Annotated in this window: 11 protein-coding genes and 1 pseudogene; 8 read left to right on the forward strand and 4 right to left on the reverse strand. The window is 70.6% G+C overall.

Annotated features, from left to right (window positions below):
* Both AX737_RS37875 and AX737_RS37880 read right to left on the reverse strand, forming a co-directional pair.
* Positions 1 to 658 (reverse strand): annotated as a pseudogene (locus AX737_RS37875) (exopolyphosphatase); the annotation flags it as partial.
* A gap of 347 nt (positions 659 to 1,005) precedes the next feature.
* Positions 1,006 to 1,962 (reverse strand): peptidylprolyl isomerase, encoded by a 957-nt coding sequence (locus tag AX737_RS37880; RefSeq protein ID WP_066919508.1) that lies wholly within the window; start codon positions 1,960 to 1,962, stop codon positions 1,006 to 1,008.
* A 353-nt stretch (positions 1,963 to 2,315) separates the two neighbouring features.
* Between AX737_RS37880 and secA the strand changes: the two genes are divergently transcribed.
* From secA to tolB, 8 genes are all read left to right on the forward strand, one after another.
* Positions 2,316 to 5,210 (forward strand): preprotein translocase subunit SecA, encoded by a 2,895-nt coding sequence (secA, locus tag AX737_RS37885; protein ID WP_066919510.1) that lies wholly within the window; start codon positions 2,316 to 2,318, stop codon positions 5,208 to 5,210.
* Positions 5,211 to 5,288: 78 nt separating this feature from the next.
* The gene (gene bioD / locus AX737_RS37890; RefSeq protein ID WP_082772891.1) at positions 5,289 to 6,017 is read left to right on the forward strand and encodes a dethiobiotin synthase; all 729 of its coding nucleotides are present in this window, start codon (positions 5,289 to 5,291) and stop codon (positions 6,015 to 6,017) included.
* A 110-nt stretch (positions 6,018 to 6,127) separates the two neighbouring features.
* On the forward strand, positions 6,128 to 7,984 hold the full coding sequence (locus AX737_RS37895; RefSeq protein ID WP_238231912.1) for a KUP/HAK/KT family potassium transporter: 1,857 nt from the start codon (positions 6,128 to 6,130) through the stop codon (positions 7,982 to 7,984).
* A 71-nt stretch (positions 7,985 to 8,055) separates the two neighbouring features.
* Complete coding sequence (gene ybgC, locus AX737_RS37900; RefSeq protein WP_066919514.1) at positions 8,056 to 8,481, forward strand: tol-pal system-associated acyl-CoA thioesterase; 426 nt, start codon at positions 8,056 to 8,058, stop codon at positions 8,479 to 8,481.
* A gap of 177 nt (positions 8,482 to 8,658) precedes the next feature.
* On the forward strand, positions 8,659 to 9,378 hold the full coding sequence (tolQ, locus tag AX737_RS37905; RefSeq protein ID WP_066919516.1) for a protein TolQ: 720 nt from the start codon (positions 8,659 to 8,661) through the stop codon (positions 9,376 to 9,378).
* A 19-nt stretch (positions 9,379 to 9,397) separates the two neighbouring features.
* Complete coding sequence (locus tag AX737_RS37910) at positions 9,398 to 9,841, forward strand: ExbD/TolR family protein (RefSeq protein ID WP_066919518.1); 444 nt, start codon at positions 9,398 to 9,400, stop codon at positions 9,839 to 9,841.
* A 12-nt stretch (positions 9,842 to 9,853) separates the two neighbouring features.
* Positions 9,854 to 11,221, forward strand: a complete 1,368-nt coding sequence (tolA, locus tag AX737_RS37915) for a cell envelope integrity protein TolA (RefSeq protein WP_066919520.1) — start codon at positions 9,854 to 9,856, stop codon at positions 11,219 to 11,221.
* A 46-nt stretch (positions 11,222 to 11,267) separates the two neighbouring features.
* A complete protein-coding gene (gene tolB, locus AX737_RS37920; protein ID WP_066919522.1) occupies positions 11,268 to 12,608 on the forward strand; it encodes a Tol-Pal system beta propeller repeat protein TolB in 1,341 nt (446 codons plus the stop codon).
* 7 nt (positions 12,609 to 12,615) lie between these two features.
* Here tolB and AX737_RS37925 read toward each other — a convergent pair whose 3' ends face one another.
* Complete coding sequence (locus tag AX737_RS37925; RefSeq protein WP_066919524.1) at positions 12,616 to 13,686, reverse strand: nucleotidyltransferase domain-containing protein; 1,071 nt, start codon at positions 13,684 to 13,686, stop codon at positions 12,616 to 12,618.
* 107 nt (positions 13,687 to 13,793) lie between these two features.
* Positions 13,794 to 14,470, reverse strand: a 677-nt coding sequence (locus AX737_RS37930; protein ID WP_197430467.1) for an MFS transporter, incomplete at its 5' end; no start/stop codon positions are given.

Below are 14,470 nucleotides of genomic sequence, written 5' to 3' on the forward strand. Positions count from 1 at the left end.
GCGCCCGCCACGTGCCGCCGACCGCGTAGAAGGTCCGGCCCTTGAGCGTCTCGAGCTGCGGGGCGGCCTTGCGCATGTGCTCGCGCACGAGCTTGGCCGCCTTCTTGAGCGAGCCGCCCGAGAGGTCCTGCAGGGCGAGGCCGCCGAGCGGCATCGTCACCCCCTGCCCCACCACGGCCCCGCGCACATCCACGAGTTCGAGCGAGCCGCCGCCGAGGTCGCCAACCACGCCGTCCGGCGCGTTGAAGCCCGAGATCACGCCGAGCGCCGACAACTCGGCCTCGCGCCGGCCGGACAGGAGCTGGATCTCGGCGCCGCAGGCGTTCCGCGCCGCCTCCAGGAAGTCGGGTCCGTTCTCGGCGTCGCGCGCGGCGGCTGTGGCCAGCACGTGCAGGCGCCTCACCCCCATCGTGTCGCAGAGTACCCGGAAGCGGGCGAGCGCGGAGAGCGCCCGCCGCACCGCCTCCTCGTTGAGCCGGCCGGTGGTGAGCACGTTGCGGCCCAGGCCGCACAGGACCTTCTCGTTGTAGATCGGGGTCGGCGCGCGGCCGAGCCGATCGTAGGCGACGAGGCGGACCGAGTTCGAGCCGATGTCGATGATCGCGACGGGGTCCAGCCGGTCGCCCGCCGCGTGGGAGGTGGCAGGATAGAGATCCAAATCCGCCGATCCTTGTCGCTCGCCCGCCCACCGGCGCGGCCCGGGGCCCCTAGCTAGAGGCAAAACGCGGCGCGTGGAACCGGAGGCGGGGCGCAGGGCGCGGTTTTCCCGCGTGGCGGAGGACATGCGGGCCACGACGGCCGCGACGGCCCGATAGCGTGGCGCGCCGTCTCCCGACGGTCTCTCCATGCTTCCGGGGCGCCGCTGGCGAACCCGAGATCCACGCATGCCGGAGCGGCAGGACGAGGCGCCCGGTGTCCATGGATCCCGGGTTCCGCTGGCGCGGCCCCGGGACGACGATGTGGCTTCTGGGAACCCGGGAGCGCGGCCCCGCCCTCGCTCCTCCCTTACGGCTTCTTCGGCTCCGCGGCCTCGGGCTTCGCCTCGCTCGGCGAGGGCGGGGCCGCGCTGGTCCGCTCGATCTTCGCGTCCTGGCGCAGCTTCAGGATCAGGTCCTGCTGCGCCTTGCGGATCAGGTGCTGGTCGATCTGCTCCTTCAACTCGTCGAAGGTCGGCAGCGGCTTCACGCGCTTCTCCTCGACCTTGATGACGTGCCAGCCGAACTGGGTCTTGATCGGGTCAGAGACCTGGCCGACCGGCAGCTTGAAGGCGGCGTCGGCGAATTCCTTCACCATGCGCTCCTTGGTGAACCAGCCGAGGTCGCCCCCTTCCGTCTTCGAGCCCGGATCCTTCGAGGCCTCGGCCGCGACCTTGCCGAAATCCTCGCCGCCCTTGATCCGCGCGGCGATCTTCTTCGCCTCGGCCTCGTTGTCGACGAGGATGTGGCGGGCGTGCACCTCCTCCTCGGGCTTCATCAGCTTGACGCTCTGGTCGTAGACCGCGCGCGCCGCCTCGGGCGTCGCGGCCTTCTTGGCCTCGCGCTCGAGGTACTCGTCGAGCAGGAGCTTGTCGCGGAAATAGGCGAGCTTGCGCTTGAAGTCCGCCGTGTCGGCGACCTTGGCGGCCTCGGCGGCCTGGGCGCCGACCTTCAGGTCCACGAGGTAGTCGACCAGCAGCCCCTGCTTCTGCGCCTCGTCCACGCCGGGCAGCGAGAGCGCCGGGTCGTCCGAGGCGACGGCGAGGTCGCCGCCGGTGATCGGCTGGCCGTTGACCTTGGCCACCACCGTGTCGGGCGCGATCGGCGCTGGGGCCGGCGTCTCCGCCGCCTTCGCCTCGGACGCCTTGGCCTCAGGCGCCTTGGCCTCGGACGCCTTGGATGCCGGGGCCTGGGCCGAGGCGAGCCCCGGCATCGCGAGGGCGAGCGCGAGGGCGCTGGCGCGCAGGAGATGGGTCGGCTTCGTCATGGCGTCGGAATTCCTCGGCGTGCGGCGGCCGCGCTTCCCGCGGGTGCGGGATCCTGAACGACCTTCTGAAAGGTTCGAGGCACGGCTTTCGGCGACACAGGTGGCTTGGCCGCGTGCCGAACGCAAGCGTCGCCGCAGATCAGTCCCTGCCCGGAACACCCGATCGTGAGGACGGCCCTCGAACGGTACCGGCCCGGGGGCCGGAGGCGCGGCCGGCGCGAAAGCACCCGCCTGTGGGCACCGCCTCTTTCAGGTGCGCGACCCGATGTTTACCTCTATAAGCCCGGCCAACTCAGCCAAGACCGGCCCGTGGCGGTACGCCGCCGACGGGCTCGCGCGTCCGTAGGTCCACGATGCTAGGCAATCTCGCCAAGAAGATTTTCGGCTCCTCGAACGACCGCCGCGTCAAGGGCTACCGCCCGCGCGTCGCGGCGATCAACGCGCTGGAGCCCGAGCTTCAGGCGCTCTCGGACGAGGCCCTGCGCGCGCGCACCGACATGCTGAAGGCGGAACTCGCCAACGGCAAGACCCTCGACGACATCCTGGTCCCGGCCTTCGCCACGGTGCGCGAGGCCGCCAAGCGCGTGCTCGGCCAGCGCCACTTCGACGTGCAGCTCATCGGCGGCATGGTGCTGCACGAGGGCGGCATTGCCGAGATGCGCACCGGCGAGGGCAAGACCCTGGTCGCCACGCTGCCCGTCTACCTGAACGCCCTCTCGGAGAAGGGCGTCCACGTCGTCACGGTGAACGACTATCTCGCCTCCCGCGACGCCGAGTGGATGGGCCGGGTCTACCGCTTCCTCGGGCTGACCGTCGGCACCATCGTGCACGGGCTCGACGACGAGCAGCGCAAGGCGAGCTACGCCTGCGACATCACGTACGGCACGAACAACGAGTACGGGTTCGATTATCTCCGCGACAACATGAAGTACGAGATGTCCCAGCTCGCGCAGCGGGGGCACAACTTCGCCATCGTGGACGAGGTCGACTCGATCCTGATCGACGAGGCGCGCACGCCGCTGATCATCTCCGGCCCCGTGGACGACCGCTCGGAGCTCTACGTCGCGGTCGACGCGATCATGCCCCAGCTCCAGAAGTCCTACTACGACCTCGACGAGAAGCAGCGCACCGTCTCGCTGACCGAGGAGGGCAACGAGTTCATCGAGGAAGCGCTCCGCGAGGCCGGGATCCTGAAGGAGGGCGACCTCTACGACGCCCACAACGTCAGCCTCGTCCACCACGTCAACCAGGCGCTCAGGGCCAACACCCTGTTCACGCGCGACAAGGACTACATCGTCCGCAACGACGAGGTGGTGATCATCGACGAGTTCACCGGTCGCATGATGCAGGGCCGGCGCTACTCGGAGGGGCTCCACCAGGCGCTCGAGGCCAAGGAGCGGGTGACGATCCAGCCCGAGAACCAGACGCTCGCCTCGATCACCTTCCAGAACTACTTCCGCCTCTACAAGAAGCTCGCCGGCATGACCGGCACCGCCTCGACCGAGGCCGACGAGTTCGCCGAGATCTACAAGCTCGAGGTGGTCGACATCCCGACCAACAAGGAGGTCGAGCGCGTCGACGAGGACGATCAGGTCTACCGCACCGTCGAGGAGAAGTACGAGGCGATCATCGAGGAGATCGACCGGGCCCATTCCCGGCTGCAGCCCGTGCTGGTCGGCACCGGCTCGATCGAGAAGTCCGAGTACCTCGCCGACCTGCTGCGCAAGCACGGCTACACGGCGCTCGACTATTCCGACCCGAACGCGCTCACCGACGTCTACGCCGCCGCCCGCGAGGGCCGCGTCACCAAGCGCTTCGCGGTGCTGAACGCCCGCTTCCACGAGCAGGAGGCCTACATCGTGGCCGAGGCCGGCGTGCCGGGCGCGATCACCATCGCCACCAACATGGCCGGCCGCGGCACCGACATCAAACTCGGCGGCAACGTCGAGATGCGGGTCGAGAAGGAGCTCGCGGGCGTCGCCGAGGGGCCGGAGCGCGACGCGGCCGTCGAGGCGATCAAGGCCGAGATCGCCGAGAACCGCGCCAAGGTGCTGGCCACCGGCGAGCCGGCCGACCCGGCCGCGGGCCGCAAGAAGGCCCTGCCCGGCGGCCTCTACATCATCGGCACCGAGCGCCACGAGTCGCGGCGCATCGACAATCAGCTGCGCGGGCGCTCCGGCCGCCAGGGCGACCCGGGCCGCTCGAAGTTCTACCTCTCGCTGCAGGACGACCTGATGCGGATCTTCGGGTCCGACCGCATGGACGGGATGCTGCAGAAGCTCGGTCTGGAGAAGGGCGAGGCGATCATCCATCCCTGGATCAACAAGGCGATCGAGAAGGCGCAGCAGAAGGTCGAGGCGCGCAACTTCGACATGCGCAAGAACGTGCTCAAGTACGACAACGTGATGAACGACCAGCGCAAGGTCGTCTTCGAGCAGCGCCGCGACTTCATGGGCCAGGAGAGCGTGCGCGAGACCGTCGACGACATGCGCCACGGCGTGATCGACGACCTCGTGGCCGCCCACATCCCCGAGAACGCCTACGCGGAGCAGTGGGACACGGCGGGTCTCGCCCAGCGCATCGCCGAGGTGCTGAACCTCGACGTGCCGGTGGAGGACTGGGCCAAGGAAGAGGGCATCGCCGACGAGGAGATCCGCGAGCGCCTGCGCAAGCTCGCCGACGAGTCCTACGCCGAGCGCGCCGAGAAGAACGGGTCTGAGGTCACTGCCTATATCGAGAAGCAGGTGCTGCTGCAGACCCTCGACCATCTCTGGCGCGAGCATCTCGTCACCCTCGACCACCTGCGGCAGGTGATCGGCTGGCGCGGTTTCGCCCAGCGCGACCCGCTGAACGAGTACAAGTCCGAGGCCTTCGATCTGTTCAACAGCCTCGTGACGAGCCTGCGGGAGCAGGTCACCGGCCAGCTCTCGCGGGTCGAGATCATGTTCCAGGAGCCGGACCAGGCGGGGGCTCAGCCCTTCCCGGGCGAGGCGCCGAGCCTGCCGCCGATGTTCGCCCAGCACCTCGACCCGGTCACCGGCGAGAACGAGTTCGGCCGGGGCTCCGGCAGCGACGGCGGCGCGGGCCCGGCCCTCGGCTACGCGGCGCAGGGGCTTTCGGCCGACGGCGCCGTGCTGGAGCGCGACCCCGCCGACCCGGCCACCTGGGGGCGCGTCGGCCGCAACGAGCCCTGCCCCTGCGGGTCGGGCAAGAAGTACAAGCACTGCCACGGCACCTATCAGGTCTGACCCGCGTGACGTCCCTCCCCCTCTGCGGGGGAGGGAGAGCGGCACGCGCCGCGCCCCATCGTTCATCGCAATCACGCCATGCCCGCCCTGTTCATCGCCGGTGCCGGCACCGAGATCGGCAAGACCTACGTCACCGCCGCCCTCACCCGGCGGCTGATCGCGGAGGGGCGCCGGGTCCGCACCCTGAAGCCGCTGGCGAGCGGCGTCCCGCCCCTCGACCATCCGGATTTCGCCGCGAGCGACACCGCCCGGCTGCTGGACGCCCAGGGGCTCGCGCCGACACCGGAGACCGTCGCGGCCTGCTCGCCCTGGCGCTACGTCGCCCCGCTCGCGCCCGATCAGGCGGCAGCATTGGAGGGCCGCGCCCTCGCGCTGCCCGACCTCGTCGGGTGGTGCCGGGCCGAGATGGCCCGCGCCGAGGACATCCTGATCATCGAGGGCGTCGGCGGCCTGATGAGCCCGGTCACGCCGGACGCAACCGGCCTCGACTGGCTCAAGGCCCTGGGGATCCCGGCGCTCCTCGTTTCCGGCAGCTATCTCGGCGCGATCAGCCACGCGCTCACCGCCTGCGAGACCCTGCGGCTCCACGCCGTTCCGCTGCGGGCGGTCGCGGTGAGCGAGAGCCCCGGCGCGCCGACGCCGCCGGAGACCGTGGCGGCCGCGATCCGCCCGCGCGTCGCCGCCCCCGTGCTCTGCCTGGGCCGGGACGCGCCCTGCCCCGACGAACTCGCGGACGTGGCGCGCGGGCCGCAGGTTTCTTATCCTTCGCGGCGCGATGGGACCGGGGAGCCCGGTCGCGCGTTGTAGCGCCCGACAGACCCGGGTCGGGTCGCGCCTGCCCGGAGCCGAACGTGAGCCAGAGCAAGGTCCGCGCAGGGAGCGAGGCCGGCGAAGAGCGCGGCCGGCTGAGGCCCGCCCTGCTGCTCGGCGCGCTCGGGGTCGTCTACGGCGATATCGGTACGAGCCCGCTCTACGCCTTCAAGGAGGCGGTGCGCGCCGCCAACCCGGGCGCGCACAGCGCCGACCCGGTCGCGGTCACGGGCGCCGTCTCGCTCATCCTCTGGGCCCTGGTCCTGATCGTCTCGATCAAGTACGCGGTGCTGATCCTGCGGGCCGACAATAACGGCGAGGGCGGCATCGTGGCGATGCTGGCGCTCCTCGGCGCCCGCCACGCCAAACCCGGCACCTGGCAGGCTCTCCTCCTCGTGGTCGGCCTCGTCGGCGCCGCGCTCCTCTACGGCGACGGCGCGATCACGCCCGCAATCTCGGTGCTCTCCGCGGTGGAGGGGCTGAAGGTCGACGCCCCCGCCCTCGGGCGCTTCGTGGTGCCGATCACGCTCGCGATCCTCGTCGCCCTGTTCCTCGTGCAGAGCAAGGGCGTCGCCTTCATTGGTCGGATGTTCGGCCCGGTGATGCTGGTCTGGTTCTGCGTGCTCGTCCTGCTCGGCCTCGGCGGGATCTGGCATCGACCCGAGATCCTCGCCGCCGCCAACCCCCTGAAGGCGGTGGAGTTCATGGGCCATGCCGGCTGGGGCGTGAGCTTCGCGATGCTGGGCGCGGCCTTCCTGGCGGTGACCGGCGGCGAGGCGATGTACGCCGATCTCGGCCATTTCGGCGCCGGGCCGATCCGGGTCTCGTGGTTCGCCCTCGTCCTGCCCGCGCTGGTCATCAACTATCTGGGCCAGGGCGCCGGGCTGCTGCTGGAGCCCGACGCCATCGAGAACCCGTTCTACCGCCTCGCCCCGGACTGGGCGCACTACCCGCTGATCGGGCTCGCGACGCTCGCCACCGTCATCGCCTCGCAGGCGATCATCTCAGGGGTCTTCTCGCTGACCCAGCAATCGATCCAGCTCGGCTTCCTGCCCGCCATGCGCATCGTCCAGACCGCGCCCGACGAGCGCGGGCAGATCTACGTGCCCGCGGTGAACTGGCTCCTCGCCGCCGCCACGCTGACGGCGGTCGTGGTGTTCGAGACCTCGGACGCGCTCGCCGGCGCCTACGGCATCGCGGTCTCGCTGCTGATGGCGATCACCACGGTGCTGGCCGCCCTCATCGCGCACAGATGGGGCTACGCGCTGCCCGCGATCCTGGCCGTCAACGGCTTCTTCCTCGTGATCGACCTGGTCTTCCTCGGCGCCAACAGCGTGAAGCTGTTCGAGGGTGGCTGGTTTCCGCTGGTGCTCGCCGGCTTCGTCGCCCTGATGATGCTGACCTGGCGGCGGGGCAACCATCTGATCGAGGAGGCGCGCGCCGCGATGCGCCAGCCGGAGGCCGCCTTCCTGGCGAACCTGCAGCACCGGGACGTCGTCCGCCTGCCCGGCACGGGCGCCTTCCTGTCGGCGGCGACCCACGGCATCCCGCTGCACCTGTCGCGCTTCGTCGAGCGCAGCCACGCGCTGCACCGGCGCGTCGTCATCGTCACGGCGCTCTACGAGGAGACGCCGACGGTGCCCGAGACCGAGCGCGCCCGCGCCACCCTGCTGGCGCCGGACTTCTACCGGCTGATCCTGCGCTACGGCTTCATGGAGGACGCCTCGATCCCCGAGGGCCTGCGCTGCGCCGTCGAGCACCGGCATCTGCCGGCCGCGATCCTCGACGACATGACGGTCTTCATCGGCCACGAGACGGTGATCCCGAAGAGCGACGACCGGGGCATGATGCCCTGGCGCGAGAACCTGTTCGCCTTCATGCAGCGCAACGCCGAACGCACCGGCGCCTATTTCTGCGTGCCGACCCGGCAGGTTGTGGAGGTGGGCACCGAGATCGAGATCTGAGGGCGTCCCTCGCCCTCGCCATCGGCCGCCCCAGTCGTTAGAAGCCCGCGTCTCTCGAGACTTGGGCATCCATGGATCCGACCACACGCGCCGACGCGCACCGGCTGCCGGTGCGGGTCTATTACGAGGACACCGATTTCTCGGGCTTCGTCTACCACGCGAGCTACCTGCGCTTCATGGAGCGCGGCCGCACCGAATTGCTGCGGGACCTGGCCGGCGACCAGTCCGACCTGCACCGGGACGCGGACGGCCTCGTCTTCGTGGTGCGCCGCATGGAGATCGACTACCTCAAGCCCGCCCGCATGGACGATGCGCTCACGATCGTCACCGCGACGCGGGAGCTGCGCGGCGCCTCGATGCACCTCTCCCAGGCCGTGATGCGGGGCGAGGAGGCGCTGGTGCGCGCCGAGGTGGTGGTGGCCTGCGTGCGCGGCGGACGGGCGATCCGCCTGCCCGAGCGCCTGCGGCAGAGGCTGACTCCGGCAACCAATCCTTAACCCTGCCAGGGCCTTAACTGAACCTCACGCATCCGGGCGACGCGGGCGGCCCCGGCACGGCCCTAACTTCGACACGTTCGGCGGCGATTGCCGTTGAAATCGTTCGACGATTTGGCCCGAGCGCGAGCCTTGCCCGCTTCGGTACGGGCGCTCTCCGGGGCACCGAGGAACAGGTCCATGAATCCAGCCGACGCCATGGCGGTCCACGCACCGGTCGCCGATATGAGCCTGCTCGGCCTGTTCCTGCAGGCCCACTTCGTCGTGAAGATCGTGATGGTGGGCCTGCTCAGCGCCTCGGTCTGGTGCTGGGCGATCATCGTCGACAAGACCCTGCTGTTCCGCCGCACCCGCGCCGAGATGGACTCCTTCGAGGACGCATTCTGGTCCGGCCGCTCGCTGGAGGAGCTGTTCCGCTCGTTCAACGACCGTCCGGCCACCGGCCTCGCCGCGGTGTTCGTCGCCGCCATGCGCGAGTGGAAGCGCTCCTTCGAGGGCTCGGGCCGTCAGATCCAGTCGCTCAGCCAGCGCATCGACAAGACGCTCGACGTCACCATCCAGCGCGAGGTGGAGCGGCTGGAATCCCGCCTCCTGTTCCTCGCCTCGATCGGCTCGGCCGGCCCCTATATCGGCCTGTTCGGCACGGTCTGGGGCATCATGACCGCCTTCACCTCGATCGCGGCCTCCAAGAACACCTCGCTCGCGGTCGTGGCACCGGGCATCGCCGAGGCGCTGTTCGCCACCGCGATCGGCCTGTTCGCGGCGATCCCCGCGGTGCTCGCCTACAACAAGCTCCAGGCCGAGGTGGCCAAGGCCCAGTCGCGGCTGGAGGGCTTCGCCGACGAGTTCTCGGCGATCCTCTCCCGCCAGATCGACGAGCGCCTCTCGCTCGCCGCCTGACCCGGAAGGAGCCGAACCCATGGGCATGGCAGCGGGCGGCAAGGCCGGCACGAGGCGGCGGCGCGGCGGGCGCCGCGGCGGCGCCATCAACGAGATCAACATGACGCCGTTCATCGACGTCGTGCTGGTGCTGCTGATCATCTTCATGGTGGCCGCGCCGATGATGACGGTCGGCGTGCCCCTCGACCTGCCGCAATCCAAGGCGGCCCCGCTCAACTCCGACACCAAGCCCATCACCCTGTCGATCCGCCAGACCGGCCAGGTCTTCCTCGGCGAGGACGAGCTCTCCGACGACACGATCGTGCCCAAGCTCACCGAGGCCTCGAAGTCCGGCACCGAGGAGCGGGTCTTCGTGCGCGGCGACAAGCGCGTCGATTACGGCCGCGTCGCCCAGGTGATGGCGATCGTCACCGGCGGGGGCTTCCGCAAGGTCGCCCTCGTCACCGAGCCCGACCAGCGATAACGGGGCGCCAGCGTGGCACTCAAGCTCGACCGCAGGGAACCGGGGGTCTGGATCTCGGTGGGCACCCATGTCGCCGTGGTGGCCGCCGCAATCATCGGCATCTCGGCCCCGGCGCTGCCGGAGGCCCAGGAGGGCGTGCCCGTCGAGGTGATCACCGAGAACCAGTTCTCGGAGCTGACCAAGGGCGAGCGCAACGCCGAGAAGCCGCTCTCCGACGCCAAGCCCCGTGCCGACCGGCAAGCGGAAAAGTTCGAGGAGCGCGAGCCCGAGAACGCCAAGGTCGATTCGCCGACCGCGCCCACCCGCACCGCCGACATGAAGGTCGCCAACGCCGACGCGATGGCGCTGCGCATGAGCGAGCCGGACCCCGCCGAGGAGCGGGCCAAGGCGGAGGCCAAGGCCGCGGAGGCCAAGGCCGCGGCGGAGAAGGCCGCGGCGGAGAAGGCCGCCGCCGAGAAGGCCGAGGCCGCCAAGGCCGCCAAGGCCGCCAAGGCTGCGGCCGCCGAGAAGGCCGCTGCCGAGAAGGCTGCCGCCGCCAAGGCCGAGGCGAAGGCGAAGGCCGAGGCCGCCAAGGCGGAAGCGGAGAAGCGCGAGGAACTCGCCAAGCTGATCGAGCGCGAGGAGGCGGAGGCCGCCGCCGAAGCGAAGGCCAAGGCCAAGGCGGATGCCGCCGCGAAGGCGAAGGCCGAGGCTGCTGCCAAGGCCAAGGCGGATGCCGCCGCGAAGGCCGAGGCCGAGCGCAAGGAGGCCGAGCACCAGAAGCAGATGGCCGAGAAGGCGGAGGCCGAGCGCGAGAAGGCGGAGGCCGCCGCCAAGGCCAAGGCGGAGGCCGCCGCGAAGGCCGAAGCCGCCGCCAAGGCCGCCAAGGCCAAGGCGATGGCGGATGCCAAGGCCAAGGCGGATGCCGAGGCCAAGGCCCGCAAGCAGGCCGAGATCGCCGACAAGTTCAACGCGGGCGACATCAAGTCCCTGCTCGCCTCGAAGTCGCCCTCGCAATCGACCGGTGCCACGGGCCGCGACGTGCAGCGCGTCGCCTCGCTCGGCGCGGCGACCGGGACGTCGCAGAAGCTCTCGCCCTCGATGCGCGACGCGCTCGTCGGCATGCTGCAGCAGCAGATCGAGCGTTGCTACTCGGCCCCGCCCGGCGCCTCGCAGGGCGTGATCCTGCCGGTGCTCGACATCCGCCTGAACCCGGACGGGACGCTGGGCAGCGAACCCCGGGTCATGCGCTCGGGCCAGAACGCGACCGACCAGTCGATCGCTTCGGCGGCGCTCCGCGCTGTGCGGCGCTGCGCGCCCTACAAGATCCCGGCCCAGTACGCGCCGTTCTACAACGACTGGAAAGCCATCAACGCGGAGTTCGAGTTCACGGCGACTTGACGCCCCGGCTCCCCCTGCACCGATCCAGCGACCGGACCTGACCAGCATGCATCTCGCTCACCCGCGACGCCGCACGGCGCCGCTCGCCACGCTCCTGGCCTTCCTCGCCCCTCTTCTGGCCCTCGCGCTGCTCGGGCTGCCGGCCCAGGCGCAGCTCCAGCTGCGCATCGGCGGGGGCGCCTTCCAGCCGCTGCCGATCGCGATCGCCGACTTCGCGGGCGACCCGAGCCTCGGCGGCCTCGTCTCCGGGGTGGTCGCGAACAACCTGCGGCGCTCCGGCTACTTCACGCCGCTCGACAAGGGGCGCTTTCCCGAGAACCCCGCCTTCGACGCGGCGCCGGCCTTCGACAAGTGGCGCGCCACCGGCGTGCAGGGCCTCGTGACGGGCCGCGTCTCGCGCGACGGCGGGGGGCGGCTGAAGGTCGAGTTCCGACTCTGGGACGTGACGTCGGGCCAGCAGATGACCGGCCAGCAATACGCTACCGATCCGGCCAACGCCCGCCGCACCGGCCACCTCATTTCCGACGCCGTGTATACGAAGATCACCGGCATCGGTCCGTGGTTCGACAGCCGCATCGCGTTCGTCGACGAGTCGGGCCCGAAGGAGAACCGCCGCAAGCGCCTGATGGTGATGGACCAGGACGGCGCCAACGTCCGCGCCATCACCACCGGCGAGAACGCCATCGTGGCGCCGCGCTACTCGCCCGCGACCCAGGACATCGCCTTCATGGCGCAGGCCACCGGCCACCAGCCGCGCGTGCAGGTGATCAACCTCGAGACCGGGACGCGGCAGGCGGTCGGCAACGTCGATTCGATGAGCGCGAGCCCGCGCTTCTCGCCGGACGGGCGCCGCCTCGTGATGAGCGTGCAGCAGGGCGGCAACGCCGACATCGTGACGATGGACCTCGCCTCGAAGGCGCAGCGCTCGATCACCAACGGCATGGCGATCGACACCTCGCCGACCTATTCGCCGGACGGCTCGCAGATCGTGTTCGAGTCCGACCGCGGCGGCTCGCAGCAGATCTACGTGATGGGTGCCGACGGCTCGAACCCGCGCCGCATCTCCTTCGGCGAGGGCTCGGCCTCGCAGCCGGCGTGGTCGCCGCGCGGCGACCTCATCGCCTTCACGCGCCAGCGCAAGGGCGGCTTCGCCATCTGCGTGATGAAGCCGGACGGTTCGGGCGAGCGGGTGCTCACGGAAGGCTTCCACAACGAGGGCCCGACCTTCGCGCCGAACGGCCAGTACGTGCTGTTCTTCCGCGATCCGGGCGGCCAGGGCGGCGGCAAGCTCTACATGGTCGACATCACCGGCAAGGTGGAGCAGCCCGTGCCGACCCCCTCCTACGCCTCCGATCCGACTTGGTCGCCGCTGCTCGCGGGGCGGTGAGGGGCGCTCACCAGTCCGGTTCCAGGCGGTCGTGCGCGCGCTCGGGCGCGTCGTCCGGGAGCAGCGACGGCGCCTCCCGGCGCAGGGCGGCGGGCAGCGCCCGCAAGGCCGGATCGTCGAAGCCGAGATGCGGCAGGTAGCGGGCGACGAGGGCCGCGACCAGTTCCGCCTGTGCCCGGTCGCGGCGTCGCTTGCCGGGATCGCGGTCGTCCCGCGACGACAGCCAAGCCTTGTGTAGGGCGAAGGCGCGGGGATCGGGCACCACCATCTCCGCCGGGTAGCCGCGCAGGTCTAGGACCGTCGCCGTCACCTTCGGGCTGTTCACGAGCCACGCGAGACCGGTGATCTCCGCCGCGACCAGATCGTCCGCCTCGGCGCCGATCCGCCGCGGCTCGCTCGGGCGGATCGGATCCTTCCCGGCCGGCGTGATCAGATCGACGATGTAGCCGTCCCGGTTCGCGGCGCGGAAGCCGCCCTTGCGCAGGATCTCGAACGAGTGATCGACCTTTTTGAGAAGGCCGACCACACCGTTCGCGGTCACCTCCGGTGCGACGAGTTTCAGGCTCGTCCGCGCGTCGTAGAGCAGGTCGATGTCGGCGGTCTCGAGCCGGGACTCGGCGATCTGAACGCCCGCCATCCGCTCGTAGACGAAGAGGGCGTTGGTGCCGACCGTCGCGACAATGGGCCGGGATAGGCCGGACTCGGCCAGCGCCCGCAGGATGCGCGCGGCGATGACCGGCATCCTGCCGAGTTGCTCGGCGCGGCTGACGGCCGCCATCCGGTCGAGCCGCCGCGCGAGGTCGGCGCTGCGCGCGCGGGCACGAGCTCGCCCCTCCGTGAAACGCGCGTGCAGCGCCTCCGTCTCCGCGCTTCGCGGACCGAGCGATTTCCAGGTGCCGGCCCGCGCGCGGTAGAGGTAGGATCCGCCGCTCACCGTCTTCCAGGCCATCGAACCGGCGAACCGGTCGCCGAGCTCGGCGCGCGCCTCTCGATACGCCTCGAACACCTGCTCGGTGTTGATGAGCTGGCGCACCTGATCGCCATCGAGTTCCCGGTAGCCCGGCGCTTCCGGATCCATGACGCCCCACCGTCATCAAAGTGAATCAAGGTGCTGATGTAACAGGGTTTATCCATAATCGGTACCGGTTTGGTCGCGAAATGGATAATGGGGTGGAGGCGGACCTCTCACCCCTCTTTCAGCAGCCGGTCTCGGTCGCGCAGGGCCGGGAACAGCCGGCCCCACGCCACCGCGATCAGCACCGTGATCGCGCCGCCCGCCACCACGGCCGGCACGGCGCCCAATGCCGCGGCCAGCAGGCCGGACTCGAACTCGCCGAGCTCGTTCGAGGCGCCGATGAAGACCGTGTTCACCGCCGCGACCCGGCCCCGCATGGCGTCCGGGGTCTCGCCCTGGACGAAGCTCTGGCGGACGTAGACGCTGATCATGTCGGCCGCGCCCGTCACGAACAGGCAGAGCATCGAGAGCGTGAGCGAGGTCGAGAGGCCGAACACCACGATGGCGAGGCCGAACACGGCGACCGCCCGGAGCATCCGGGCGCCCGCGTGGCGGCGCAGCGGACGGTAGGCGAGCCAGATCGCCATGGTGACGGCGCCCGCCGCCGGCATGCTGCGCAGGGCCCCGAGGCCGAGGGGCCCGACATGCAGCACCTCGGCGGCGAAGATCGGCAGGAGCGCGGTGGCGCCGCCGAACAGCACGGCGAAGAGGTCGAGGCTGATCGCGCCGAGCACCACGGGCTGCGAGCGGATATAGGCGAGCCCGGCCGAGAGCGTGGCCCAGCTGACCCGCGGCCGCTCACCCGAAGCCGCGGGCCGGAAGCGGATGGCAGCGACCAGAAGGGCGG

Source organism: Methylobacterium sp. CCH5-D2 (assembly GCF_001556475.1).
In the GTDB taxonomy this organism is placed as follows: domain Bacteria; phylum Pseudomonadota; class Alphaproteobacteria; order Rhizobiales; family Beijerinckiaceae; genus Methylobacterium; species Methylobacterium hispanicum.